The 26,037-nt window shown below is 67.7% G+C and carries 24 protein-coding genes and 1 tRNA gene; 4 read left to right on the forward strand and 21 right to left on the reverse strand.

Translation table 11 applies throughout. The features are described 5' to 3' along the window. Positions 1-51: 51 nt before the first annotated feature. The 3 genes from priB to ppsA form a co-directional block, all read right to left on the reverse strand. Positions 52-336, reverse strand: a complete 285-nt coding sequence (gene priB / locus ACE3SG_RS08765) for a primosomal replication protein N (RefSeq protein ID WP_374564201.1) — start codon at positions 334-336, stop codon at positions 52-54. 37 nt (positions 337-373) lie between these two features. After that, a complete protein-coding gene (gene rpsF, locus ACE3SG_RS08770; protein WP_329717107.1) occupies positions 374-736 on the reverse strand; it encodes a 30S ribosomal protein S6 in 363 nt (120 codons plus the stop codon). Positions 737-866: 130 nt separating this feature from the next. Then, positions 867-3,266, reverse strand: a complete 2,400-nt coding sequence (ppsA, locus tag ACE3SG_RS08775; RefSeq protein WP_374564204.1) for a phosphoenolpyruvate synthase — start codon at positions 3,264-3,266, stop codon at positions 867-869. 305 nt (positions 3,267-3,571) lie between these two features. Here ppsA and ACE3SG_RS08780 point away from each other — a divergent pair, with 305 nt between their 5' ends. Continuing rightward, positions 3,572-4,396 carry a pyruvate, water dikinase regulatory protein gene (locus ACE3SG_RS08780; RefSeq protein ID WP_374564206.1) on the forward strand — a complete coding sequence of 275 codons (825 nt, stop codon included), beginning with the start codon at positions 3,572-3,574 and terminating at the stop codon, positions 4,394-4,396. Between the two features lie 86 nt (positions 4,397-4,482). Here the strand turns inward: ACE3SG_RS08780 and ACE3SG_RS08785 are convergent, their stop codons facing one another. The 16 genes from ACE3SG_RS08785 to rpsB form a co-directional block, all read right to left on the reverse strand. Continuing rightward, complete coding sequence (locus ACE3SG_RS08785) at positions 4,483-5,253, reverse strand: TrmH family RNA methyltransferase (RefSeq protein ID WP_374564208.1); 771 nt, start codon at positions 5,251-5,253, stop codon at positions 4,483-4,485. A 4-nt stretch (positions 5,254-5,257) separates the two neighbouring features. After that, complete coding sequence (gene rnhB, locus ACE3SG_RS08790; RefSeq protein ID WP_374564210.1) at positions 5,258-5,884, reverse strand: ribonuclease HII; 627 nt, start codon at positions 5,882-5,884, stop codon at positions 5,258-5,260. Next, on the reverse strand, positions 5,856-6,974 hold the full coding sequence (lpxB, locus tag ACE3SG_RS08795; RefSeq protein ID WP_374564474.1) for a lipid-A-disaccharide synthase: 1,119 nt from the start codon (positions 6,972-6,974) through the stop codon (positions 5,856-5,858). Before lpxB ends, rnhB begins: the two co-directional genes overlap by 29 nt. A gap of 35 nt (positions 6,975-7,009) precedes the next feature. Next, a complete protein-coding gene (lpxA, locus tag ACE3SG_RS08800; RefSeq protein WP_374564212.1) occupies positions 7,010-7,798 on the reverse strand; it encodes an acyl-ACP--UDP-N-acetylglucosamine O-acyltransferase in 789 nt (262 codons plus the stop codon). Positions 7,799-7,806: 8 nt separating this feature from the next. Continuing rightward, complete coding sequence (fabZ, locus tag ACE3SG_RS08805) at positions 7,807-8,247, reverse strand: 3-hydroxyacyl-ACP dehydratase FabZ (protein ID WP_329725006.1); 441 nt, start codon at positions 8,245-8,247, stop codon at positions 7,807-7,809. A 5-nt stretch (positions 8,248-8,252) separates the two neighbouring features. Further along, entirely contained in the window at positions 8,253-9,308 is a 1,056-nt protein-coding gene (gene lpxD / locus ACE3SG_RS08810) for a UDP-3-O-(3-hydroxymyristoyl)glucosamine N-acyltransferase (protein WP_374564214.1), read from the reverse strand. Between the two features lie 14 nt (positions 9,309-9,322). Next, a complete protein-coding gene (locus ACE3SG_RS08815; protein WP_374564476.1) occupies positions 9,323-9,826 on the reverse strand; it encodes an OmpH family outer membrane protein in 504 nt (167 codons plus the stop codon). 2 nt (positions 9,827-9,828) lie between these two features. Beyond that, positions 9,829-12,168 carry an outer membrane protein assembly factor BamA gene (gene bamA / locus ACE3SG_RS08820; RefSeq protein ID WP_374564216.1) on the reverse strand — a complete coding sequence of 780 codons (2,340 nt, stop codon included), beginning with the start codon at positions 12,166-12,168 and terminating at the stop codon, positions 9,829-9,831. Between the two features lie 10 nt (positions 12,169-12,178). Beyond that, a complete protein-coding gene (gene rseP, locus ACE3SG_RS08825; RefSeq protein ID WP_374564218.1) occupies positions 12,179-13,540 on the reverse strand; it encodes an RIP metalloprotease RseP in 1,362 nt (453 codons plus the stop codon). 12 nt (positions 13,541-13,552) lie between these two features. Beyond that, positions 13,553-14,737: a 1-deoxy-D-xylulose-5-phosphate reductoisomerase gene (gene ispC, locus ACE3SG_RS08830; protein ID WP_374564220.1), complete on the reverse strand. Its 1,185-nt coding sequence runs from the start codon at positions 14,735-14,737 to the stop codon at positions 13,553-13,555. 36 nt (positions 14,738-14,773) lie between these two features. Beyond that, the gene (locus tag ACE3SG_RS08835) at positions 14,774-15,610 is read right to left on the reverse strand and encodes a phosphatidate cytidylyltransferase (RefSeq protein ID WP_374564222.1); all 837 of its coding nucleotides are present in this window, start codon (positions 15,608-15,610) and stop codon (positions 14,774-14,776) included. A gap of 7 nt (positions 15,611-15,617) precedes the next feature. Continuing rightward, a complete protein-coding gene (uppS, locus tag ACE3SG_RS08840; RefSeq protein ID WP_374564223.1) occupies positions 15,618-16,376 on the reverse strand; it encodes a polyprenyl diphosphate synthase in 759 nt (252 codons plus the stop codon). Positions 16,377-16,381: 5 nt separating this feature from the next. After that, positions 16,382-16,942, reverse strand: a complete 561-nt coding sequence (gene frr / locus ACE3SG_RS08845) for a ribosome recycling factor (protein ID WP_374564225.1) — start codon at positions 16,940-16,942, stop codon at positions 16,382-16,384. Positions 16,943-16,954: 12 nt separating this feature from the next. Then, complete coding sequence (pyrH, locus tag ACE3SG_RS08850) at positions 16,955-17,665, reverse strand: UMP kinase (RefSeq protein ID WP_374564227.1); 711 nt, start codon at positions 17,663-17,665, stop codon at positions 16,955-16,957. Between the two features lie 133 nt (positions 17,666-17,798). Then, complete coding sequence (tsf, locus tag ACE3SG_RS08855) at positions 17,799-18,695, reverse strand: translation elongation factor Ts (RefSeq protein WP_374564229.1); 897 nt, start codon at positions 18,693-18,695, stop codon at positions 17,799-17,801. A gap of 142 nt (positions 18,696-18,837) precedes the next feature. Then, a complete protein-coding gene (gene rpsB / locus ACE3SG_RS08860) occupies positions 18,838-19,584 on the reverse strand; it encodes a 30S ribosomal protein S2 (protein ID WP_374564231.1) in 747 nt (248 codons plus the stop codon). Between the two features lie 322 nt (positions 19,585-19,906). On the opposite strand from rpsB, the gene ACE3SG_RS08865 reads away from it, so the two are divergent. Both ACE3SG_RS08865 and ACE3SG_RS08870 read left to right on the forward strand, forming a co-directional pair. After that, positions 19,907-21,202 carry an NAD(P)/FAD-dependent oxidoreductase gene (locus tag ACE3SG_RS08865; protein ID WP_374564233.1) on the forward strand — a complete coding sequence of 432 codons (1,296 nt, stop codon included), beginning with the start codon at positions 19,907-19,909 and terminating at the stop codon, positions 21,200-21,202. Between the two features lie 35 nt (positions 21,203-21,237). Next, the gene (locus ACE3SG_RS08870) at positions 21,238-22,806 is read left to right on the forward strand and encodes an NAD(P)H-hydrate dehydratase (RefSeq protein ID WP_374564235.1); all 1,569 of its coding nucleotides are present in this window, start codon (positions 21,238-21,240) and stop codon (positions 22,804-22,806) included. A gap of 37 nt (positions 22,807-22,843) precedes the next feature. Here ACE3SG_RS08870 and rnr read toward each other — a convergent pair whose 3' ends face one another. Then, the gene (gene rnr / locus ACE3SG_RS08875; RefSeq protein WP_374564237.1) at positions 22,844-25,135 is read right to left on the reverse strand and encodes a ribonuclease R; all 2,292 of its coding nucleotides are present in this window, start codon (positions 25,133-25,135) and stop codon (positions 22,844-22,846) included. A 95-nt stretch (positions 25,136-25,230) separates the two neighbouring features. On the opposite strand from rnr, the gene ACE3SG_RS08880 reads away from it, so the two are divergent. Continuing rightward, positions 25,231-25,315 (forward strand) — tRNA-Leu (locus ACE3SG_RS08880). A gap of 175 nt (positions 25,316-25,490) precedes the next feature. Here the strand turns inward: ACE3SG_RS08880 and ACE3SG_RS08885 are convergent. Then, positions 25,491-26,012 (reverse strand): phosphoribosyltransferase, encoded by a 522-nt coding sequence (locus ACE3SG_RS08885; protein ID WP_374564239.1) that lies wholly within the window; start codon positions 26,010-26,012, stop codon positions 25,491-25,493. Positions 26,013-26,037: the final 25 nt, after the last annotated feature.

The raw sequence follows: 26,037 nt of genomic DNA on the forward strand, positions 1-26,037 counted from the left end.
GATGACCTCTGAAAATGTCTATCCGGTGTTCAAACAGGTACGTTGGGCTCGTCAGGCGTCGATCTCGGTCACGTGGAACACGAGGCCTTTGCCGTTGCGCGAGGCGGCCAGGAAACCGGCGAACTGAGCCGGGGTTCCAAGCGCCAGGGCCGCGGCGGGCCGCGTGATCGCCCCGATCGCCACCGCTTTCAGTTGCATCGCAACTTGGCGGGGTTGGCCGTCTTCACTGACCGTGGACTGGTGCCTGAGCTGCAGGTCCAGGGCCGGCAAACCGGCGGGGGTGTAACGCATCGCGCCTCGCTCGACCACCTCAGCCGCCAGAACCAACCGGTTCATCGCGCAGCCTCGGCACGCCGTGGCGAGCCAACGGGCTTCAGGTGGTGGACTCCTGGGCGGCCTTGCGGGCCTCTTCCTTCTCGACCGACTTCATCATCACTGACGGGGCCGTTTCGGCCTTGGCGGTGGCGACGGTCAGGTGGCGCAGCACGGCGTCGTTGAAGCGGAAGCCGGTTTCGAGCTCGGCCAGCACTTCCTTCGAGCACTCGATGTTGATGCACAGGTAGTGCGCCTTGGCGAGCTTCTGGATCATGTAGGCCAGCTGACGGCGGCCCCAGTCTTCCACGCGGTGCACCTTGCCACCACCATTGGTGACCAGGGCCTTGTAGCGTTCCAGCATGGCCGGAACCTGTTCGCTTTGATCCGGATGGATCAGCAGAATGATCTCGTAGTGACGCATAACACTCCTTGTGGATTCCGTGGATGGAAGCCGCCCTGCGCGTCAAAGCAAGTGCGGCAAAGGGAAAGCCCGCGATCATAACAGAAAGGCCCGGGTTCTCCCGAGCCTGTGTTTGGCGGTTTGGCGCGGATCAGCGGATGGCCGCCAGCCGCGTCCAGGTCTCGATCACCGAATCGGGGTTCAGCGAGATCGAGACGATGCCCTCGGCGGCCAGCCAGTCGGCGAAGTCGGGGTGGTCGCTGGGGCCCTGGCCGCAGATGCCCACGTACTTGCCGGTGGCCCGGCAGGCCGCGATGGCGCGTGAAATCATCGCCTTGACGGCCGGGTCGCGCTCGTCGAAATCGTCGGCGAGCTGTTCCAGGCCGGAGTCGCGGTCCAGGCCCAGCGTCAGCTGGGTCAGGTCGTTCGAGCCGATCGACATACCGTCGAAGTGCTGCAGGAACTGCTCGGCCAGGATCGCGTTGCTCGGCACCTCGCACATCATGATCAGGCGCAGGCCGTTCTGGCCACGCTTCAGGCCCCGCCCGGCCAGCAGCTCGGCCACGCGCTCGGCCTGGCGCACGGTGCGCACGAAGGGCACCATGATCTCGACGTTGGTCAGGCCCATGTCGTTGCGCACGCGCTTGAGCGCTTCGCACTCCATGCCGAAGGCATCGGTGAACTCGCCGCTGATGTAGCGCGAGGCGCCGCGGAAGCCCAGCATCGGGTTCTCTTCGTCGGGCTCGTAGCGCGAGCCGCCGATCAGCTTCTTGTACTCGTTGGACTTGAAGTCGGACAGGCGCACGATCACCGGCTTGGGCCAGAAGGCCGCCGCAATGGTGGCCACGCCTTCGGCCAGCTTGTCGACGTAGAAAGCCCGCGGCGACGCGTGGCCACGCGCCACCGACTCGACCGCCTTCTTCAGGTCGGGGTCGACGTTCGGGTAGTCGAGGATCGCCTTCGGGTGGACGCCGATGTTGTTGTTGATGATGAACTCGAGCCGCGCCAGGCCCACGCCGGAGTTGGGCACCTGCGCGAAGTTGAACGCCAGCGTCGGGTTGCCGACGTTCATCATGATCTTGATCGGGCAGTACGGCATTTCGCCGCGCGTGACCTCGGTCACCTCGGTCTCCAACAGCCCGTCATAGACGTGGCCGGTGTCGCCCTCGGAGCAGGCCACCGTGACCAGCGCGCCGTCGTGCAGCGTCTCGGTCGCGTCGCCGCAACCCACCACCGCCGGGATGCCCAGCTCGCGGGCAATGATCGCCGCGTGGCAGGTGCGGCCACCGCGGTTGGTGACGATGGCACTGGCGCGCTTCATCACCGGCTCCCAGTTCGGATCGGTCATGTCGGTGACCAGCACGTCGCCGGGCTGCACCCGCTCCATCTCGGCGATCGAGCTGACCAGGCGGACCGGGCCGGTGCCGATCTTCTGGCCGATCGCGCGGCCTTCAGCCAACACGGTCGAGTGGCCCTTGAGCTTGTAGCGGTGCTCGACCTGGCCTTCGGCCTGGCTGCGAACGGTTTCCGGCCGGGCCTGCAGGATGTAGAGCTTGCCGTCGACGCCGTCCTTGCCCCACTCGATGTCCATCGGGCGGCCGTAGTGCTTTTCGATCACCAGCGCGTACTTGGCCAGCTCGGTCACATCGGCATCGGTCAGCGAGTAGCGGTTGCGCTGCTCGGGCGGCGTATCCACCGTCTTCACCAGCTTGCCGGTGGCGGCCTTTTCGGCCGGCGTCGCGAATTCCATGCGAACCAGCTTCGAACCCAGGCCGCGGCGGATGACGGCCAGCTTGCCGGCTTCGAGCGCCGGCTTGTGGACGTAGAACTCGTCCGGGTTGACGGCGCCCTGCACCACCGTCTCGCCCAGGCCGTAGCTGGAGGTGATGAACACCACGTCCTTGAAACCGGACTCGGTGTCGATCGTGAACATCACGCCGGCCGAGCCCAGGTCCGAGCGAACCATGCGCTGCACGCCGGCCGACAGAGCCACGTCCGAATGGGCAAAGCCCTTGTGGACGCGGTAGCTGATCGCGCGGTCGTTGTAGAGCGACGCGAAGACCTCTTTCATCTTGTGCAGCACATCATCGATGCCGTGCACGTTGAGGAAAGTCTCTTGCTGGCCGGCGAACGAGGCGTCGGGCAGGTCTTCAGCGGTGGCGGACGAGCGCACGGCCCAGGTCGCGTCGGGCGCACCGGCCACCACGCGGTCGTACTCGGCGCGCACCGCCGCCTCGAAAGCGGGCGGGAACGGCGCGTCGATCACCCATTGGCGGATCTCGGCGCCTGCTTCGGCCAGCGCCCGCACGTCGTCGGTGTCCAGGGCCGACAGCCGGGCGTTGATGCGCTCGGTCAGGCCACCGTGCTTGAGAAACTCGCGGAACGCGTGGGCGGTGGTGGCAAAGCCGCCCGGCACGCGCACGCCGGACGCCGCCAACTGGCTGATCATCTCGCCGAGGCTGGCGTTCTTGCCGCCAACCGCCTCGACGTCGGTCATTCTCAGGTGTTCGAACGGGGCGACCAGGGCGGTCGCCAGGTGGGTTGATGACATGGGGAAGCTCCTTGATGACAAAAAACCTGGCGCCATGCCACCCCTGCTGCCACGCCGGGGGCCCACGCTGCAGCGCGTGTGGTTCGATTTGTCTGGCTGCAGGGGCTCATCCGCGGTGTGTGCCGGCCCGCTCAAGCGGCCCGTCCAAGGAGCACGTCAATTGGGGCGTCATTCTACGGAGGGATTGCCTATCATCGCTGAACCTCCGCTGAAACCTCCGCGTGCAATATGACTCGACCCCCGCATCGCCCGCAGCCCCCGCAAGGGGTTCGACCGCAGCCCGGAATGGCTCGCCGGAACTGAACATGCCCAATCGCACCGTCTTTTTCGTCTCCGACGGCACCGGCATCACCGCCGAGACCTTCGGCAACTCGATCCTGGCTCAGTTTTCGGCCAAGCCCCGGCACATCCGCCGGCCCTTCATCGACAGCCAGGACAAGGCCGACAAGGTCGTCTCGGAGATCAACGCCACCGCCGACGCCGAGGGCAAGCGGCCGATCGTCTTCATCACGCTGGCCAACGAGTCGATCCGCTCGATCCTGACCAGCGAGCGCTGCAAGGGCATGGTGATGGACATGTTCGCGTCCTTCGTCGAGCCACTGGAGCGCGAGTTCGGCATCAAGTCCAACCACCGGGTCGGCCGGTTTTCAGACGCCGCCAAGAGCGAGGAATACAACGACCGCATCGAGGCGATCAACTTCTCGCTGGCGCACGACGACGGGCAGTCGGCCAAGAACCTGGAGCAGGCCGACGTGATCCTGGTCGGCGTCAGCCGCAGCGGCAAGACGCCGACCTCGCTGTACCTGGCGATGCAGCACGGCATCAAGGCGGCCAACTACCCGCTGATCCCGGAAGACTTCGAGCGCGGCCACCTGCCGTCGTCGCTCGCCCCGCACAAGCGCAAATGCTTCGGCCTGACGATCGACCCCGACCGGCTCGCCCACATCCGCCACGAGCGGCGCCCGGGCAGCAAGTATGCGGCGATCGAGAACTGCCGCTACGAGGTGCGCGAAGCCGAGATGATGATGAAGCGCAGCGGCATCTCGTGGCTCAGCTCGACCCACAAGTCGATCGAGGAGATCGCCACCACCATCCTGCGCGACATCCGGCCCGACCGGCTGATTTATTGACGGCCCCAAGGTCCGGGCCGTGCCCGGACCGTCCCCCAAGGGGATCAAGAAACTCGGGAGCGGCCCTTCGTTTCTTGAGACCCGCCTCAGTTCAAACTTGAGGCGAAGAGGCACACCGCGGCGGCCGCCGCCACATTGAGCGACTCTTCGCCGCCCGGCTGCGGGATACGCACGGTGTGGGTGCAGCGCGCCATCAGCGCGGTGTCGACGCCCTGCCCCTCGTGCCCCAGTACCCAGGCGCAGGGCTGCGGCAACGCGGCCTGGCCGAGCCACAGCCCGCCGTGCGAGCTGGTGGCCAGCAGCGGCACCTGCAGCGCGTCCAGATCGTCCGGCGACAAGCCCTCGATCAGGTGCAGCCCGAAATGCGCCCCCATGCCGGCCCGCAGCACCTTGGGCGACCACAGCGCCGCCGTGCCCTTGATCGCCAGCACCTGGCGCGCGCCGAAAGCAGCGGCGCTGCGCAGGATGCTGCCGACGTTGCCGGCGTCCTGCAGCCGGTCCAGCACGACACTGGCCGCAACCGGGTCGATGGCCGGTGCTGGCGGCGTGACGAGCAAGGCGCCCAACCGCGCCGGTGATTCCAGCCCGCTCAGTGTCTTGAACAGGGGGTCGGGCACGCGCAACACGCGCCGGGCCTTGGTGGCCCAAGCGCGCCAGTCGACACGCTCGGCCCAGGCCGATTCGGCAAAGATCAGCTCATCCAGCGCGACACCGCGCTGCAGCGCGGCACCGACCAGGTGGTCACCTTCGAGCCAGACCTGGCCCTGCTTGCGGTAGGCGCCCGGGTCGCCGGCCAGCTTGCGAATGCGCTGCAACAACGGGTTGTCGCGCGCCGTGATCAGCAGGGGCTCGTTCACCGGCTCATTCCAGCTGGCCGAGCGCGGCGCGCACCGGCCCGAAGCTGCGGCGGTGCACCACGCAGGCGCCATGCGTGCGCAAGGCGGCCAGGTGGTCCGGCGTCGGGTAGCCCTTGTGCGTGGCAAAGCCGTACTGCGGGTGGGCTTCGTCCAGCGCCGTGCACAGGCGGTCGCGGTGCACCTTGGCCAGGATCGACGCGGCCGAGATCGACTTGACCTTGGCATCGCCCTTGACGATCGCCTCGGCCGGCACGCGCAGCACCGGCAGCCGGTTGCCGTCCACCAGCACCTTGGCCGGCAGCAGGCGCAAGCCCTCGACGGCACGGCGCATCGCCAGCATCGTCGCGTGCAGGATGTTGAGCGTGTCGATCTCGTCGACGCTGGCTTCGGCGATGCTGCAGCACAGCGCCTTGGCGCGGATCTCGTCGAACAGGGCCTCGCGCCGCTTCTCGGTCAAGACCTTCGAATCCTTCAGCCCGCGGATCGGCTTCAGCTCGTCCAGGATCACCGCCGCGGCCACGACCGGCCCGGCCAGCGGCCCGCGGCCGGCCTCGTCCACGCCCGCCACCAGGCCGGGCGCGTCGAAGACGAGCGAAATCTGTTCAGGCTTCGAGAATTTGCGCGATCGCATCGCCGGCCTTGCGCGCCGTGTCCTGGCGCAATGTCAGGTGGAGTTCGGTCAATCGGTCGTTCAACAACGCGCGCCGCGGCGCATCGTCCAGCCAGGCCAGGGCCTCGCGGGCCAGCGCCTCGGGCGTGGCCGCATCTTGCATCAACTCGGGCACGATGAACTTGCGGCTGAGGATGTTCGGCAGCCCGAACCAGCGCTGGTAGGCGCGGCGCTTCATGTACTGCCAGTTCAGCCAGTGCATGCGGTAGGTGATGACCATTGGCCGCTTGAACAGCGCCGCCTCCAGCGTGGCGGTGCCGCTGGCGATCAGCGTCACGTCGCAAGCTGCCAGCGCTTCGTGCGATCGGCCTTCCAGCAGCTCGACCTCGGCGCCACCCGCCAGCTCGTTGACCAGCGGCCAGACCATGTCCCGCAGGCCCGGCGCCACCGGCAGCACAAAGCGCAGGCCGGGCCGCTGCCGAGCCAGCAGCGCCGCGGCCCGCAGCAGCGCCGGCGCGATGTAGCGGATCTCGCTGCGCCGGCTGCCGGGCAACAGCGCCACCACCGTGTCGTCGTGGGCCAGCTTCAGCGCATTGCGGGCCGCTTCGCGCGGCGGCTCCAGCGGGATCGTGTCGGCCAGCGGGTGGCCGACGAAACTGGCCTTGACGCCATGCTGCTCGAGCAACGCGGGCTCGAACGGGAACAGACACAGCACGTGGTCGGCCGCTGCGGCGAGCTTCTTGACCCGCTCGCCGCGCCAGGCCCAGATCGACGGGCAGACGAAGTGCACCGTGCGGATGCCGGCTTCGCGCAACGGCGTTTCGAGGCCGAAGTTGAAGTCAGGCGCGTCGACACCGATGAACAGATCGGGCCGCTCGGCGATCAGGCGCTTGCGCAGCGCGGTGCGAATGCCAACCAGCTCGCGGTAGTGGCGCAGCGCGTCGACATAACCGAAGACCGACAGCTTGCTGCTCGGCCACCAGGCCTCGAAGCCCTGGGCGAGCATCTTCGGCCCGCCGATGCCTGCGGCTAGGGCGCCAGGCCAACGCTCACGCAGGCCCTGCAGCAACAGGCCGGCCAGCAAATCGCCGGAGGCCTCGCCGGCCACCATGCCCAGGCGGGGATTCGACACCTTCACGCCGGCCTTCAGCGAACAATGCCGCGCTTGGCGCCGGCCAGGAAATCGAGCATCGCCGCCACGTCGGCGTCGGCATCGGGCTGGCTGCCCTTCAGCGCGCCGATCGCGGCGACGGCTTGATCCAGCGTCAGCGAATCGCGATAGATCAGCTTGTGCATCTGGCGGATCACGCCCATGCGCTCATTGCTGAAGCCGCGGCGCTTCAGCCCGGTGAGGTTGACCGCGCGCACGGCCAGCGGATTGCCATCGACCGTCATGTAGGGCGGCACGTCCTGTGCCACGTGGCCCTGGAAGCCGATCATCGCGTGGGCGCCGATGTGCACGAACTGGTGCACCCCGGTCAGCCCGCCGATCACCGCCCAGTCGCCCACGTGCACGTGGCCGGCCAGCGTGGCGTTGTTGGCCATCACGATGTGGTTGCCGACGCGGCAATCGTGCGCGACGTGCACGTAGGCCATGATCCAGTTGTCCGAGCCGATGCGCGTGACGCCCTCTTCCTTCATCGTGCCCAGGTTGAGGGTGCAGAACTCGCGGATCGTGTTGCGGTCGCCGATCACCAGCTGCGTCGGCTCGCCGCCGTAGCTCATGTCTTGCGAGATCGCGCCGATCGAGGCGAACTGGAAGATGCGGTTGTCGCAGCCGATCGTCGTGCGGCCCTCGATCACCGTGTGCGGGCCCACGCTGGTGCCGGCGCCGATGCGCACATCCGGGCCGATCACGGCGTAGGGGCCGACGGTGACCGTCGCGTCCAGCTCGGCCGCGGGGTCGATGATCGCAGTGGCGTGGATCTTGGCCATGTCCCGCGTCAGGACACCTTGCGCATCGTGCACATCAGCTCGGCCTCGGCGGCCATTTCGCCGTTCACCGTGGCCTTGGCCTTGTACTTGTAGATGCCGCCGCGCACGCGGTCGATCAGCGCCTCGAGCATCAACTGGTCACCCGGCTCGACCGGGCGCTTGAAGCGCGCGGCGTCGATGCCGGCAAAGTAGACCACCATGTCGTCGCCCGGGTCCACGTCCATCGACGCGAACGACAGCAACGCGGCCGACTGGGCCATCGCCTCGAGGATCAGCACACCCGGCATCACCGGGCGATGCGGGAAGTGGCCGGTGAAAAACGGCTCGTTGATCGTGACGTTCTTCAGCGCCAGGATGCGGACGTTCTTGTCCAGCTCGACCACCCGGTCCACCAGCAGCAGCGGGTAGCGGTGGGGCAGGCGTTTGAGGATCTGGTGGATGTCCATCACGGTGTTCATGGTGAGCTCTTCTTCTCAAGCGCGCGCAGCCGCGTGCGCAAGGTGTGCAACTGGCGCAGTGTCGCTGCGTTCTTCTCCCAGTTGCCATTTTCATCGATTGGAAATACGCCGCTGTACTGACCCGGCTTCATGATGGAGCTCATCACCACACTGGCGGCCGAAATGTGCACGTGGTCGGCGATTTGCAGGTGCCCAAGAATCATCGCCGCGCCGCCGAATGTGCAGTGCTTGCCGATGCGGGCACTGCCCGCGACGCCAACGCAGCCGGCCATCGCGGTGTGCGCACCAATGTGCACGTTGTGCGCGATCTGAATCAGGTTGTCCAGCTTCACGCCGTCCTCGATCACGGTGTCGTCCAGCGCGCCGCGGTCGACACAGGTGTTGGCGCCGATCTCGACATCGTCACCGATGCGCACGGCGCCCAACTGCTCGATCTTTTCCCAGCGGCCTTCGTGCGGTGCGAAGCCAAAGCCGTCGGCACCGATCACAGCGCCGCTGTGCACGATGCCGCGGGCGCCAATGCGGCAGGCCTGGCCGAAGGTCGACCGCGCGCGCAACTGCGTGCCCGGGCCCACCTCGGCGCCCTCGCCCACCACCGCATGCGCACCGACGACCACATGCTCGGCCAGCACCGCGTGCGCCTCGATCACCGCGAACGGCCCAATGCTGGCCAAGGCGTGCACCTGCGCGCCGGGGGCCACGTAGGCGCTCGGGTGAACCCCGGGCGCCGGCAGCGGCCGCGTGCGCGCCGCCCACCAGCGCGTCAGGCGGGCAAAGGCCAGGTAAGGGTCTGCCACCACGACGGCCGATGCGCCGCGCGCCAGCACGACCGGCGCGACATCGTCACGCACGATCACCGCGCCGGCGGCGGTGGTGGCCAGCAGCGGCTTCAGGCGCGCCTGCGCCAGAAAGCTGATCGTGGTGGGGGTGGCGGCCTCCAGAGGGCCGATGCGTTCGACGAGGCGCTCGCCGTCGCCACGCAATTCGCCGCCCAGTGCGGCGGCGATATCGGCCAGGCGGACAGCAAGGGTCTCGCCCGGCCGCGAAGGCATGGTCAGGCCGCCATTCACTTGCCGGCGTTCAGCGCGTCCACCACCTTCTTGGTGATGTCGACGCGCGGGCCGGCGAAGATGACTTCCTGCAGGATCAGGTCGTACTTCTCTTGCTCGAAGATCTGCTTGATGACCTTGTTGGCGCGCTCGACGACGGCCGACAGCTCTTCGTTCTTGCGCTGGTTCAGGTCTTCGAGCAGTTCGCGGCGCTTGCGCTGGAAATCGCGGTCCTGGTCGGCCAAGTCGCGCTGGCGGCGGGTGCGCTCGGATTCAGGCAGCGTCGGGCCTTCTTTTTCGAGCTTTTCCATCGCGCCGCGCAGGCGGTTGCCCTGGTCGGCCAATTCGGTTTCGCGCTTCTTGAACTCGGCTTCCAGCTTGGCCTGGGCGGCCTTGGCCGGTGCAGCTTCGCGCAGAACGCGCTCGCTGTTGACGTAGCCGATCTTCAGCTCTTCGGCATAGACGCCGCCGGCCAGAGACAGGGCCGCCGCAGCGACGAGGGTTTTGCTAAGCGACTTGATCATCAAAAGGCCGTTCCGACTTGAAACTGGAAACGTTGGATTTTATCGCCTGTGAAGGCGCGCAATGGGGTGCCGTAGCTCAGCTTGAGCGGACCGACCGGCGAAATCCAGCTCAGGCCCAGGCCGGCCGAGACGCGCAGGTCGCTCAGCGTGCCGGTCTGACCGCGGTCGCGGTCTCGCTGGTTCACCGCGCCGTCGTGGTCGCGCCAGACGTTGCCGGCATCGGTGAAGGCGAAGATGCGCAACGACTTGTCGTTGCCCGAGCCCGGCACCGGGAAGTACAGCTCGGCGTTCAGGTTCATCTTCTTCGCGCCGCCGTCGTAGGCGCCGGTGATGTCGACACCGCCGAACGAGCCCTGCTCGAACACGCGCACCGAGCCCAGGCCACCGCCATAGAAGTTCTTGAACAGCGGGTACGGCTTGCCGTCCAGGCCGTAACCCGCGCCGACTTCACCGTTGACGCCCAGCGTCAGCTTGTTGGTGACCGAGAAGTACTGCTGGTACTGCGCGTTCAGGCGCGCGTAGTGCACGTCGCCGGCGATCGAGAAATCGAGGTTGACGCGCTGGTAACGGCCCTTGGTCGGGACCAGCGGGTTGTCGCGCTCTTCACGCGCCCAGCCCACCGTCAGCGGCACGCTCAGCGCATGATTGCCGAAGTTCTCGACGAAGGTGAAGTAACTGTTGGGCACACCGGCCGAGGTGCCGATGATGGTTTGCTCCAGGCCGACGCCGAAGAACACCGTGTCGTATTCGGTGAACGGCACACCGAAGCGGACCGACGCGCCGGGCGTGGCCAGCTGGTAGGCATCGCCCTGGCTGTTCAGCGGCTTGGAGGTGCGGTAGTACAGGTCCAGCGCCCGCGACACGCCGTCGTCGGTGAAGTACGGATCGACCGTGCTGATCACCAGGTTGCGGCTGAGCTTGCTGGTGTTGACCTCCAGGCCCAGGTAGTTGCCGGTGCCGAAGACGTTTTCCTTCTTGATCGAGCCGGAGAACGACAGGCCCGCGGTCGAGTAGCCGGCCGCCAGCTGCAAGCTGCCGGTCTGCTTTTCTTTCACGTTCAGCACCAGGTCGACCTGGTCGGGCGAGCCGGGCACTTCCTGGGTGTCGACGGTCACGTCTTCGAAGTAACCCAGGCGTTCGACGCGGTCGCGCGAGAGCTTGATCTTCGCGCCGTCGTACCAGGCCGACTCGAACTGGCGGAACTCGCGGCGCAGCACCTCGTCGCGGGTGATGGCGTTGCCGGCGATGTTGACACGGCGCACGTTCACGCGCACGCCGGGGCTGCCCTGCAGCACGATCACGACCTGGCCGGTCTTGCGATCGATGTCTTGCCGCGGCTCGATGCGCGCGAAGGCGTAGCCGTAGGTGCCATACAGCTCGGAGAACGCGCGCGTCGTCGCTGTCACCTCGTCGCCGCGGTAGGGCTCGCCCGGCGTGATCACCACGCGTTTCTTGAAATCTTCCTCGCGGCCCAGGTACTCGCCTTCGAGCTTGACGCCGGCCACGGTGTACGGCTGGCCTTCTTCGATGCCGATGGTGATGCTGATCTCTTGCTTGTCGGGCGAGATCGTCACCTGCGTGGTCTTGACGTCGAACTCGAGGTAGCCCTTGTTCAGGTAGTAGGCGCGGATCTTTTCCAGGTCGGCATTCAGCTTGGCGCGTGAATAACGGTCCGACTTGGTGTACCAGCTGAGCCAGCCGCCGGTCGTCAGGTCCATCAGGTCGAGCAGCGTCGATTCGCTGAAGGCCTTGGTGCCCTCGATGTGGATGTCCTTGATCTTGGCCACATCGCCTTCGACCACCGTGAAGGTGATGTTGACGCGGTTGCGCTCGATCGGGGTGGCGGTCGTCACCACCTCGGCGCCGTACAGGCTGCGCGTCAGGTATTGGCGCTTGATTTCCTGCTCGGCACGGTCGACCACCGCCTTGTCATAGGGCTGGCCTTCAGAGATGCCGTTTTCCTTCAGCGCCTTGGCCAGCGTGTCCTTGTCGAACTCGCGCAGGCCGATGAAGTTCACCGACGCGATGACGGCACGCTCTTCGACGACGACGACCACCACCTGGCCCTCGATGTCGACGCGCACGTCCTTGAACAGGCCGGTCGCGAACAGCGCACGCAGCGCCGCAGCGCCCTTGTCATCGTTGTACTCGTCGCCGACCCGGAACGGCAACGCACCGAACACGCTGCCGGGGTCACCCCGCTGCAGGCCCTCGATACGGATGTCGGCGATCTTGAAGGGTTCGACGGCCCGAGCGGATGTTGCGACCGTGGCGGCAGCCAACAGAGCCACGTACGCGGGGACCGGACGCAGCGAGGTCAAGGCAAAGGGAAATGGCATCGGGAGGGTGTCACTGCAGGCCCAGGATGCGGGCCACGTCGTTGGAGAGGGCGATGGTCATCATCAGCAGGAGCACGAAGGCCCCACTGCGCTGCAGCCACTTGAGCCACAGATCCGAGACCGGTCGACCGGTCACGCCCTCGAAAAGATAATACATCAGGTGCCCACCATCGAGCATCGGCAGAGGCAGCAAGTTCAATATGCCGAGGCTGACGCTGACCATCGCGAGGAATTCGAGGTAGTCGCTCAGGCCATGCTGGATCGACTGGCCCGCGTAGTCGGCGATCGTCAGCGGGCCGCTGAGGTTGCGCAGCGAGGCCTGCCCGATCAGCATGCGGCCCAGCATCTTCAGGCTCATGCCTGCCATCTCCCAGGTGCGCTCTGCACCGCGGACCAGGCCGTCCCACACGCCCAGGCGAACATTGGCCAGCCGCAATGCGCCGCCGACCGGTGCATCGATGCGGCCGAAGGTCTTGCCACCCTCGGTCACCGCGCGCGACGAGACATCGAGCTCGACCCGCTGGCCACCCCGCTCGACCACCCAGCGCATCGGTACCACGTCACCCGTCGGGTGTGCGCGGATGCGGTCGATCAGGCCCTGCGCATCGACCACCGGTGCGCCGTCGATGCTCAGCACCAGGTCACCGGCGCGCACGTCGGCCTTTTCGGCCGGCCCACCAGCCATCGGCCGGCCCATCACCGGCGGGCGGAAAGGCGTGCCGATGCCGATGCGCTGGAACGTGGTCGCGTCGATCTCCTGCCCCGCCAGGGTGGACAGGCGCAAGGTCAGCTGGCGGCGATGGTTGCCGTCCGAGTCGCTGACCTGCAGCGGCAGGTCTTCACCGCGCAGCGCAGCCTGGGTCACCTGCCGCAGCAGGTCGTTCATCGAGGCGATGTCGTCCCATTCACCGGCCTGGGTCGACGTGGCCTGGACCCAGTCGCCCGCGACCAGCCCGGCCTCGGCCGCCAGCGTGCGGGCCGGCGGGGTCGACACGATGGCCATCGGCACGTCGCTGCCCCACCAGTTGGCACCGGCGTACAGCAGCACCGCCAACACGAGGTTGGCCACCGGGCCGGCGGCGATGACCGCCGCCCTGCGGCGCAGGGGTTGGGCATCGAAGGCTTCGTGCGCCTGCTCGGGCGGGAACGGCTCGCCGTGACCCAGCATCCGCACATAACCACCCAGCGGGATGGCAGAGAGGGTGAACTCGGTGGCGCCCGGGTGGGCCTGACGGCGCCAGATCACCTGGCCGAAGCCGATCGAGAACCGCAGCACCTTGACGCCGCACCAGCGCGCCACCTTGTAGTGGCCGTACTCGTGCACGACGATCAGGATGCCGAGCGTGAGCAGGAAGCCGAGCACCATGTTCATCGTCGGCGGCCCTCAGCGCAGCAAGGCCTGCACCCGTTGGCGGGCGCAATCGCGGGCCTGGCGGTCCAGGTCGAGCAGGTCTTCGACCGGGGCGTCGAGCGACAGGCGCGGCGGCAGCGCCTCCAGGGTCTCGGCGTTGATGCGGTGGATCGCATCGAAACCGATGCGCCGGTCCAGGAAAGCGGCCACCGCTTCTTCGTTGGCTGCGTTGAGCACCGCGGTGCTGCCGTGCGGGCCGTGCAGTGCGTCCCACGCCAGAAACAAGCCCGGGAAGCGCGCACGCTCAGGCGGCTCGAAGGTCAAGGCCCCCAGCGACAGGAAGTCGAGCGCGTCGGCGCCCGATTCGATGCGCTCGGGGAAAGCCAGGCCGTAGGCGATCGGCACCCGCATGTCGGGCGTGCCCAGCTGCGCCAGCACCGACTGGTCGCGGCACACCACCATCGAATGGATGATGCTCTGCGGGTGGATGACGACCTTCACCTGCTCCGGCGCTAGGTCGAACAGCCAGCGCGCCTCGATCACCTCGAGCGCCTTGTTCATCATCGTGGCCGAGTCGACCGAGATCTTGCGGCCCATCACCCAGTTCGGGTGAGCGCAGGCTTCCTCGGGCGTCACGCCGGCCAACGAAGCCGGGTCGCGCTGGCGGAACGGGCCGCCCGACGCGGTCAGCACGATGTGGTCGATGCGCTGCTTCCACTGCGACCGGTCTTCGGGCAGGCATTGGAAGATCGCCGAGTGCTCGCTGTCGATCGGCAGCAGCGTGGCGCCGCCCTCGACCACCGCCGCCATGAACTGGGCGCCGCCGACGACCAGCGCCTCTTTGTTGGCCAGCAGCAGCCGCTTGCCGGCCCGCGCGGCGGCCATGCACGGCGGCAGGCCCGCGGCGCCGACGATGGCGGCCATCACGGTGTCGACGTCGGGGTGGGCAGCCAGCTGCACCAATGCGCCGGGGCCGTCCAGCACCTCGGTGCTGCAGCCCGCTTCGCGCAGACGCTCGCGCAACTCCTTGGCCGCCGACGGCAGCACCATCGCCGCGAAACGGGGCTTCCATTGCAGGCACTGCGCGAGCAACTCGTCCACGCGTTGTTGGCCGGTCAGCGCGACGACCTCGAAACGCTCGGGGTGGCGGCTGACCACATCGAGCGTGTTGCTGCCCACCGAACCGGTGGAACCCAGAACGCACAGGCGCTGTCGCATCGGTACCGTTTCTTCCGTCAATCGTGAAGGTGCGGATCAGACCGCGGTCAATGCCATCACGGCGGGCAGCACCGGCAGCAAGGCGTCGATGCGATCGAGCACGCCGCCGTGGCCGGGCAGCAGGCGGCTGGAGTCTTTCGCCCCGGCCGCGCGCTTGGCCATCGATTCGACCAGGTCGCCGACCACGCTCAAGCCGCACAGCGCGATCAGGCCCACGACCAACAGCACGAGGCCGCGCTGCGCCAGCAGCGCCGAGAACACACTGGGCCCTGCGACCGACCAGACCTTCTCGGCGGCCATCCAACCCCACGCCAGCAGGCCCACGCCGACCATGCCCGACCAGACGCCCTCCCAGCTCTTGCCCGGGCTGATCGACGGTGCGAGCTTGCGCCGGCCCAGCGCGCGGCCGCCGAAGTAAGCCGCGATGTCTGCTGCCCAGACGATGCACATGGCTGAAAGAATGAACCCGAGGCCACGCTGCTTGGCCGCCGTCAGCGCCAACCAGGCCACCGACAGCATCAGCCAGCCGAGCACCAAGCGCGCCACCTGTGGCAAATGCGGCCAGGCCGGCGGGCCCGCGCGCAGCGCCAGGCCACCACCGATCACCCAGCCGGCGCTGGCCAGCCACCAGACGATCGCCGGCACCGCGAGCGCCCAGCCGGTCCACCAGGCCGCACCGCAGGTCAACGCCACGGCAATGCCCAGCGCAACGGCACCGGCGGCGCCAAGGCCGTTGAGCCGGCCCCATTCCCAGCCCGCGGCGCCGACCATCAACAACGACAGCGCCGCAAACGGCAGCAGGCTGTCGGCCAGCAGGGCCGGCATCAGCAGCGCCATCAACACCAACGCCGTGATCACCCGTTGCAGCAGCATGGTGGGGTCAGGCCGACGAGGCCTCGTTCAGGGGCGCCGCAGCGGGAACACCACCAAAGCGGCGCTCGCGCCCCGCAAAGGCGGCGATGGCCTTGTCCATCTCGGCCGCGTCGAAATCGGGCCACAGACAGTCGGTGAAATAGAACTCGGCGTAGGCCAGTTGCCACAGCAGGAAGTTGCTGATGCGCACTTCGCCGCCGGTGCGGATGAACAGGTCCGGGTCTGGCGCATGGGCCAGGGCCATGTAGCGGCTCAAGGAATCCTCGGTCAGGGCTTCGGGCGCGACGCCATCGGCCAAGGCGCGCTTGCAAGCCTGGACGATGTCCCACCGGCCGCCATAGTTGAAGGCCACGGTCAAGGTCAGACCGCGGTTGTCCTTGGTCAGTTCCTCGGCTTCGTTCCAGGCCTGGCGAACTTTCTCGGACACGGCCGAGCGATCACCCATCACCTTGATGCGGATGCCGTCCTTCGCCAGGCGCTTGAGGTATTTCGACACCCCCACCAGCACCAGGTTCATCAGGCCCGAGACCTCTTCGTCGGGGCGCTTCCAGTTCTCGGACGAGAACGCGTAGACGGTGAGGTAGTCGATGCCGCGGCGCGCGCAATCGTCAATCACGCGCACCACGGTTTCCATGCCGAACTTGTGGCCGAACACGCGCGGCATGAAGCGGCGATTGGCCCAGCGGCCGTTGCCGTCCATCACGATGGCGACGTGGCGCGGCACGCTGGGGTCGCGGCCCACGGCCGCGGTTGACGCGGTGGCCATCAGGCTCAAACCGCCAAGACGTCGGCTTCCTTCGCTTGGACCAGCCTGTCGATCTCGCTGACAGTGCGGTCGGTGAGCTTCTGCACGTCGTCCTGTGCACGGCGCTCGTCGTCTTCGGAGATGTCCTTGTCCTTGAGCAGCTTCTTCAGGTGCTCGTTGGCGTCGCGGCGCAGGTTGCGCACGGCCACCTTGGCGTTCTCGCCTTCGTGGCGCACGACCTTGGTCAGCTCCTTGCGGCGCTCTTCGGTCAGCGCGGGCATCGGCACGCGCAGCAGGTCGCCCTGGGCCGACGGGTTCAAGCCCAGGTCGGACTCACGGATGGCCTTTTCGATCTTCGCCGACATGCCCTTTTCCCAGGCCTGCACGCTGATCGTGCGGGCATCGAGCAGGCTCACGTTGGCGACTTGGCTGATCGGCACCATCGAGCCGTAGTAGTCCACGTGCACCTGGTCCAGGATGCCGGGGTGGGCGCGGCCGGTGCGCACCTTCTGCAGGTCGTTCTTCAGCGCCTCGATGGACTTGGCCATCTTGGTCTCGGCGTTCTTCTTGATGTCGGCAATGGTCATGGTCAGCTCTCCTCAGACGTGCACCAGCGTGCCTTCGTCTTCGCCTTGCACGATGCGCTTCAGGGCACCGGTCTTGAAGATCGAAAACACCTTGATCGGCAGCTTCTGGTCGCGGCACAGCGCGAAGGCGGTCGCGTCCATCACCTGCAGGTTCTTCGCGATGGCTTCGTCGAACGTGATGTTCGTGTAGCGGGTGGCTTCGGGGTCTTTCTTCGGGTCGGCGGTGTAGACGCCATCGACCTTGGTGGCCTTCAGCACGATCTCGGCACCGATCTCGGCGCCACGCAGCGCAGCAGCGGTGTCGGTGGTGAAGAAGGGGTTGCCGGTGCCGGCGGCGAAGACAACGATCTTGCCTTCTTCGAGGTACTGCAGCGCCTTGGGCCGCACATACGGCTCGACGACTTGCTCGATGCTGATGGCCGACATCACGCGGGCCGTCATGCCCTCTTGGCGCATCGTGTCGGCCAGGGCCAGCGAGTTCATCACCGTGGCCAGCATGCCCATGTAGTCGGCGGTCGCGCGGTCCATGCCGACCGAGCCGCCGGCCACGCCGCGGAAGATGTTGCCGCCGCCGATCACCACCGCGACTTCGCAGCCCAGCTGCGTGACCTCCTGCACCTCGCGCACCATGCGCACGATGGTGGCCCGGTTGATGCCATAGGCGTCGTCGCCCATCAGGGCCTCACCGGACAATTTCAGCAGGATGCGTCGGTACGCCGGCATGCGGGGCTCTCCCAAGAGTCGAAGTTGCAGCGGAATCAGTCGGGGCGCGATCTCTTGGACCGGCTGGAAGTGTACGCGGCGGCCTGGATCGCAAGCCACCGCGCGAGCCCGCCGGAGCGGGCTTTGCAGGTCTTTACTGACCCTTGGCGGCGGCCACCTGGGCGGCCACTTCGGCAGCGAAGTCGTCGACCTTCTTCTCGATGCCTTCGCCGACCACGTACAGGGTGAAGCTCTTCACCGTGGTGGCCTTTTCCTTCAGCATCTGGGCGACGGTCTGCTTGCCATCGGCGGCCTTCACGAAGACCTGGTCGAGCAGCGAGACTTCCTTCAGGAACTTCTGCACCGAGCCCTCGACCATCTTGGCGACGATCTCGGCCGGCTTGCCCGACTCGGCGGCCTTCTCGGCGGCGATCTTGCGTTCCTTCTCCACCAGCTCGACCGGCACTTCAGCCGACGACAGCGCGGCAGGCTTCATCGCCGCCACGTGCATCGCGACGTCCTTGGCGGCCACGTCGTCACCGTCGTACTCGACGATCACGCCGATGCGGGTGCCGTGCAGGTAGCTGGCGAGCTTGGCGCCGCCGGCGTAACGCTTGAAGCGGCGGATGGCCATGTTCTCACCGATCTTGCCGATCAGGCCCTTGCGCACGTCTTCGACCGTCGGGCCGAAACCGTCTTGCGACAGCGGCAGCGCCGACAGCGCCGCGGCGTCGGCCGGGTTGTTGGCGGCGATCAGCTCGGCACACGACTTGGTAAAAGCCAGGAACGAGTCGTTCTTCGACACGAAGTCGGTCTCGCAGTTGACTTCGAGCAGCGCACCGGTGCTGCCGTTCACTGCGGCGCTGATGACGCCTTCGGCGGTCACGCGCGAAGCGGCCTTGCCAGCCTTGCTGCCCAGCTTGACGCGCAGGATTTCCTCGGCGCGTTCAGCGTCGCCGTCGGCTTCGGTCAGCGCCTTCTTGCATTCCATCATCGGCGCGTCGGTCTTGGCGCGCAGTTCGGCAACCATGCTGGCGGTAATTGCAGGCATCTTCATCTCTCCGTTGCTGTGGCGTCAGGGCGTGGCCCGGCGCCGAAAGTTCCGTCCAGACCTTGTGTCTGGGGCATCACTGGGTACGAAAAAGGGGCTGTGACAGCCCCTCTTTCGACAAGGCGCTTGCGCGCTGAGGGGATCAGGCGTTGTCGCTGACTTCGACGAACTCGTCGCCGTCGGCGGCCACGGCCTGCACCAGGTCGGTGGCGGCGTTGGCCTTGCCTTCGAGCACCGCGTCAGCCACGGCACGGGCGTACAGCGCCACGGCCTTGGCCGAGTCGTCGTTGCCGGGGATCACGTAGTCCACGCCTTCGGGCGAGTGGTTGGTATCGACCACGCCGATGACCGGGATGCCCAGCTTCTTGGCTTCGGCAACGGCGATCTTGTGGAAGCCGACGTCGATCACGAACAGCGCATCGGGCAGCGCGTTCATGTCCTGGATGCCGCCGATGTCCTTCTCGAGCTTGGCCAGTTCGCGGTCGAACATCAGGGCTTCCTTCTTGATGCGCATTTCAGCGCCAGAATCCTTGGTGGCCTGCATGTCCTTCAGCTTCTTCAGCGAGCCCTTGACCGTCTTGAAGTTGGTCAGCATGCCGCCCAGCCAGCGCTGGTCGACGAAGGGCATGCCGGCGCGCTGGGCTTCCATCGCGACGACTTCACGCGCCTGGCGCTTGGTGCCCACCATCAGGATCGTGCCGCGCTTGCTCGACAGCTGGCGCACGAACTTCATCGCTTCCTCGAACTTGGGCAGCGTCTTTTCGAGGTTGATGATGTGGATCTTGTTCCGATGGCCGTAAATGAACGGGGCCATCTTGGGGTTCCAGAAGCGGGTTTGGTGGCCAAAGTGCACACCGGCTTCCAGCATTTCACGCATCGAAACGGACATAGGTACTCCGAAGGTTGGGTCTAGAATCCCGGCACACATCGCTACAGCGTTTGCCCTTTGTGACAAGGGGCTGGCACTGCACGCGACACCTTGAATAAGCCGGGTTCGCGAACTTCGGAAAGCCTCGTGATCGAGCCGTTGCCCTGAGAAAACGCGGGCTTTCCGGTTTGACTGACGCCCGCGACACCAATAAGAACCATGGGCAACCAGCAAAACCCAAAGATTATAGCAGCCCAACTCGCGGCCGCCCAATGCCTGGGCGCCGCTCATACCGTGCGGGCCCTCGCCCGGCCCCGCCTCACGACGGGGCAGGCCTGACACGATGCGAGTTGCCGTGATCGGCGCCGGCCTGGCCGGCGTCACGACCGCCTATGAACTGGCCCGCGATGGCCATGAGGTCACCGTCTACGAGCGCCGCAGCAGCATTGCAGCCGAAGGCAGCTTTGCGCCGGCAAGCGTGCTGGCCCCTGGCCTGTGGCTTGCGCATGCCGCCGTGGGCGGCGCCGGCGGGCTCGAGCGGATGCTCGCACGCCCGGCCGCGTGGCCTTGGCTGTGGCGCCGCTGGCGCGCCGCACGCCAGCCCGCCCACGCGGCGCGGCTGGCCTGCCTGCGCGACCTGGCCGTGTTCAGCCTGGAGCGGCTGCAGGCCATCGAAGCGGCCCACCAACTGGAGCATGAGCACCACGCCGGCGTGATGGCGCTGATGCGAACACCTCGGCACGCCAGCCGCGCCCAGGCGCTGCTCACCAAGCATGCACCGCTGAACCTGCCGGCGCGCTGGCTCAACGCCGACGAAGCGCGCGCCGCCGAGCCGGGCATCAGCCCCAAGCTGCCGCTGTACGGCGCGCTGTACTGGCCTGCCGGCCAAACCGCCAACGGCCGCCAGTTTGCCCATGCGCTGCGCGCCGAGGCTGTGCGCCTGGGCGTCAGGTTCCAGTTCCAGCAAGACGTCGTCCGGCTCACGCCAGCCGGCGGAACCAGGCCTCAGGTCGAGCTTCAAGCCGAGCGCCGCCGCGACCTCGGCGAAAGCAGCCACAGCGCCAGCTCGACCGGCAGCACCACGATCGCCGACGAAGGCCCGCAGACCTTCGACGCCGTGGTGCTGTGCAGCGCCGAGGCGGCGTCCAGGCTGATGGCCGGCGCCGCCCGACCGCGCGTTGCCTGGGGCCATGTCCATTCGGTCACCGCCCCGCGCCACGTGGCTGCCGACGCCGGCGAGACATTCGGCCCCAGCGGTGCCGTGCTGGACCCGGCGGCGGGCGTCACGATCGGCCGCATGGGCGACCGCCTGCGAGTGGCCGGCTGCGCGTCGCTCGGCGCCCCCCCATCGCGCCCCGCACCCGCTGCTCTGGCGCACCTCTACGCGACGCTGGAAGCCACCTTTCCCGGCGCCACCCGCACTGCGCGCGCCCAGCCCTGGGTCGGTCGCCAGGACCATCTGGCCGACGGACTGCCGGCGGTCGGCCGCAGCCCGGAAAAGGGTCTGTGGCTCAACATCGGACACGGCGCCCAGGCCTGGGCCCAGGCCGCGGCCTGCGGCCGCTTGCTGGCCGACCAGTTGGCCGGCCGCCCGGCGCCTTTCGACTGCGGCGCCCTCGACCCAGCGCGGCTGCGCTAAGCTGGCCGCCCAGCCACTCCAGGAAAGCCCAGCCGATGAACGGGCTGCTCCGCTTGTCGCCCGGTGATGCCGGCGCACCGCTGTTCGACAGCGACGCCAGCCGAGCCATCGAACACGCCGCACTGGCCCAGGCCCCCGCCCATGCGCTGATGGAGCGCGCGGGCTTCGCGGTGGCGCGGCTGGCGCTGTCGCTTGCGCCGCATGCCCAGCGCATCTGGGTTGCCGCCGGCCCCGGCAACAACGGCGGGGACGGGCTGGTCGCCGCACGCTGGCTGCACGCCGCCGGCAGAAGCGTGCACGTGACTTGCATCGGCGACACCGATCGCCTGCCGCCCGACGCCGCCCACGCCCGACAGCAGGCCTTGGTCGCCGGCGTGGCGCTGCACAGCGAAGCCGCGTTGCCGGCCGCCGACGGGCAAGACCCCGGCCTCGTCATCGACGCCTTGCTCGGCCTGGGCCAACGCCGCGCGCCCGAAGGCGCCATGGCGGCAACGATCCACGTGCTCAATGCGTGCCGGCGACGAGGCGCCTTCGCACTCGCCGTCGACCTGCCCACCGGCTTGTGTGCAAACACCGGCCGAGCGCTGGGCGAGGCCCTGGTGCAGGCCGATGCGACGCTCGCGCTGCTGACCGCCAAGCCCGGCCTGTTCACCGGTCACGGCCGTGACGCCGCCGGCGCCGTGTGGTGGGACGATCTCGGCGTGGCGCTCGGCGCCTGGCCCGCCACCGCTCGGCTGTCGAGCCGCGCCGATGCGCAGGCCGCCATGGCGCCCAGGCTCGCTGCACCCCACGCATCGCACAAAGGCCGTTTCGGCGACGTCTGGGTCGTCGGCGGCGCCGCAGGCATGCAGGGCGCGGCGCAGCTGGCGGCGCGCGCGAGCCTGCGCGCAGGCGCCGGCCGCGTCTACGTGAGCTGGCTGGCGGGCGATGCCGGCGCACCGCCGTCGCCCACCAGCCCAGAGCTGATGCAGCGCCCATGGTCGGACGCCCGCACCGCCAGCTGGGTAGACCAAGCGACCGTGGTCTGCGGCTGCGGCGGCGGCGAGGCCGTGCGCCAAGTGTTGCCCGAGCTGATCAGCCGGGCCCACCGCCTGGTGCTGGACGCCGATGCGTTGAACTGCATCGCCACCGACAGCGCCCTGGCCCAGCAGCTGCAGGCGCGCGGGCGCCGCGGTGCCGCGACGACCCTGACCCCTCACCCCCTGGAAGCCGCGCGCCTGCTGGGCACCGACACCGCCGCGCTGCAGGCCAACCGCATTCAGGCCGCGCAAACGCTGGCGGATCGCTTCGGCGCCACGGTGGTGCTGAAAGGCTCGGGCAGCGTCGTGGCCGCGCCGGGTCAGCCGCCCGTCATCAACGCCAGCGGCAATGCGCGCCTGGCCACGGCCGGCACTGGCGACGTGCTGGCCGGCTGGATCGGCGGGTGCTGGAGCACGCACGCAGACGAAGCCGCGCGCTCGACCGCCACGCCCCTGGCGGCCCAGGTCGCCGCGGGCAGTGCCTGGCTGCACGGCCGTGCAGTGGAAGCCCCCGGCACTGCCCTGCCGATGCCCGCCAGCCAGCTGATCGAGGCCATGGCCGCTGCGGCCGACACGCTGCGCTGAACGCGCGCGTGACGCCCTCGGCGGCCCTCAGCGACCCTCAGCGCTTGCTGCGCGGCTTGCTGGCGCTGCGCGGCGACGCGGCATCCGCCGCCTTGCCACCCTTGCCTTCGGCTGAGGCCTTGGCTCGCGCCGAACTGGCGCGCGGGGTGCCCCCGCTGGCGCGCTTGCCCTTGGTTGCGCCCTTGCTCGCCTTGGCAGCCTTGGTCGCCCGCTTGTGCGCGCGGTCGGCCGATTCGACACCGGCCAACGCTTCGCTCGCGCTGCCCGATTCGCCGCGCGAAGACGGCCGCCCCCGTGAGAGCAGGCGGTCGCCCTCGCCTTCGTGGACCATGCGGAAATCAATCTTGCGGCCGTCCAGGTCGACCCGGCTGACCTGCACCCGCACCCGCGCACCGATCGTGTAGCGGATGCCGGTGCGTTCACCGCGCAGCTCCTGCCGCATCTCGTCGAAGCGGTAGTACTCGCCGCCCAGCTCGGTGATGTGGACCAGGCCGTCGACATACAGCGCGTCCAGCGTCACGAACAGGCCGAAGCTCGTCACCGCACTGACCGTGCCGGCGAACTCTTCGCCCAGGTGTTCGCGCATGTAGCGGCACTTGAGCCAGGCCTCGACGTCGCGTGAGGCTTCGTCGGCGCGCCGCTCGTTGGCGCTGCAATGTGCGCCGGCGCCTTCCCAGTGCTCTTGCTCGCTGATGTGCGGCTTGGCGGCCTTGCTGCCCTTGCGCAGCTTGGTGGCGCGGGCGCCGGCATCGGCCAGCTCGCCCGTGGCCAGGTGATAGCGCTTCTTCGCCAGCACCGCCTTGATGACGCGGTGCACCAGCAGGTCGGGGTAACGCCGGATCGGGCTGGTGAAGTGGGTGTAGGCGCCGTAGGCCAGGCCGAAGTGGCCGCTGTTGGCGGGCGTGTAGATCGCCTGCTGCATCGAGCGCAGCAGCATCATGTGGATCTGGCTCGCGTCGATGCGGTCTTTGGTCGCCTCGGCAATCGCCTGGAACTCGCCGGGCGTCGGCTCCTCGCTGATCGCAAGGCCCAGACCCAGGCTCTTCAGGTAGTTCTGCAGCGTCGTGCGCTTCTCAGGCGTCGGCCCTTCGTGCACGCGGAACAGCGACGGGTGCTCGGCCCCGGCGATGAACTCGGCCGCGCAGACGTTGGCCGCCAGCATCGCCTCTTCGATCAGCCGGTGCGCGTCGGTGCGCGTGCGCGGCACGATCTTTTCGATGCGGCCGTTCTCGTCGCAGACGATCTGCGTCTCGGTGGTCTCGAAGTCGATCGCGCCGCGGCGGTGGCGCGCCTTCAGCAGCGCGCGATAGACCTCATGCAGGTTCAGCAGCTGCGGCATGATGTCACGCCGCTTCGCGGCCTCGGGGCCGCGGGTGTTGGCCAGCGCCGCGGCCACCTCGGTGTAGGTCAGCCGCGCGTGCGAGCAGATGACCGCCGGGTAGAACTGGTACGCATGCATCTCGCCGTCGCTGTTGATCAGCATGTCGCAGACCATGCTCAGGCGATCGACCTCGGGGTTCAGCGAGCACAGCCCGTTCGACAGCTTCTCGGGCAGCATCGGAATGACGCGGCGCGGGAAATAGACCGAGGTGGCGCGCTCGTACGCGTCTTCGTCCAGCGGCTCGCCGGGCTTGACGTAGTGGCTGACATCGGCAATCGCGACCAGCAGGCGCCAGCCCTCGAACGCCGTCTTGCCACGCCCGCTCTTGTGCGGCTCGCAGTAAACCGCATCGTCGAAGTCGCGCGCGTCTTCGCCGTCGATCGTCACCAGCGGCACGTCGGTCAGGTCGATGCGGTGCTTCATGTCGACTGCGCGCAGCTTGTCCGGCAGCGCCGCGGCCTGGGCCAGCGTTTCGGGCGAGAAGCGGTGCGGCACCTCGTATTTGCGCACCGCGATCTCGATCTCCATGCCCGGGTCGTCGATCTGCCCTAACACCTCAGTCACACGCCCCACCGGCTGCGAGTACATCGACGGTGGCTCGGTCAGCTCGACCGCGACCACCTGCCCTGCCGCCGCGCTCGCCGTGGCGTTCTTCGGGATCAGGATGTCCTGCCCATAACGCCGATCTTCAGGGGCCACGAGCCACATGCCGTTCTCGTGCAGCAGGCGGCCGATGATCGGCACCTTGCGGCGATCGAGGATCTCGATGATGCGGCCCTCGGGCCGGCCTTTGCGGTCGTAGCGGATGACGCGGACGCGAACGCGATCCTTGTGCAGCACCGCGCGCATTTCCTGCTGTGCAAGGTAGATGTCGGGCTCGCCGTCATCGCGCTGCAAGAAGCCATGGCCGTCACGGTGGCCGAGGACGATGCCCTCGACTTCGCTCATCAAAGCACCACCCAACGCGGGGGTACTTGCATTCGTTTTTGTTTTGATGGTATAGTCCTATCTTTCGTTGCAACGCGATCGCGAAACAACGTTAAGCCCAGGTGGCGGAATTGGTAGACGCACTAGTTTCAGGTACTAGCGGGTAACTCCGTGGAGGTTCGAGTCCTCTCCTGGGCACCAAAGTTAAGAGCAATAAGAACAGAAGAACAACAAGACATACAAGAGGGCCAGCGCGAAAGTGCTGGCCCTTTTTTCTTGCCCGTTGCGCCGATCAAACTGCTCGTGCGTGCGAGGTGAAGAAGACCGACCACGTGGCGGTTGATGCTCGTGGTCGTGGCCAAAAGAGAAAGCCCGCTCAAACAGCGAACTTGCGCGCCAGGCCGTCCGGGCGCAGATTGTCGTAGTCTTCGAAAGGCTGGTGGATCCACGGGCTCGTGGCCAGCATCTCGACGTAGTAGTCGGGCGTATAGCTCGACACCGCCTTGGTCCAGATCACCGCCGAGCGCAGCTCGGTGATCGACGGGATGCCGCGCAGGCGGTCGACCACCGCCTTCAGCGTCACGCCCGAATCTGCCAGGTCATCCACCAGCAGCACCCTGCCCGCCAGCTCGCCCTTGGGCATGGTGATGTACTTGGCCAGGTCGAGCCGGCCCTGGATGGTGCCGGCCTCGGCGCGGTACGAGCTGGTCGACATGATGGCCAGCGGCTTGTCGAACACACGCGACAGCACATCGCCCGGGCGCATGCCGCCGCGGGCCAGGCACAGGATCTGGTCGAACTCCCAACCCGAGTTGTGCACCTTGAGCGCCAGGCGCTCGATCAGCAGGTGGTATTCGTCCCAAGAGACGTACAGGTGTTTGCCGTCGTCGGTCAGCATCGTTGTCCCTCGATTCTTGTGTGAG

This window comes from Ideonella sp. (genome assembly GCF_041914305.1).
In the GTDB taxonomy this organism is placed as follows: Bacteria; Pseudomonadota; Gammaproteobacteria; order Burkholderiales; family Burkholderiaceae_C; genus Ideonella.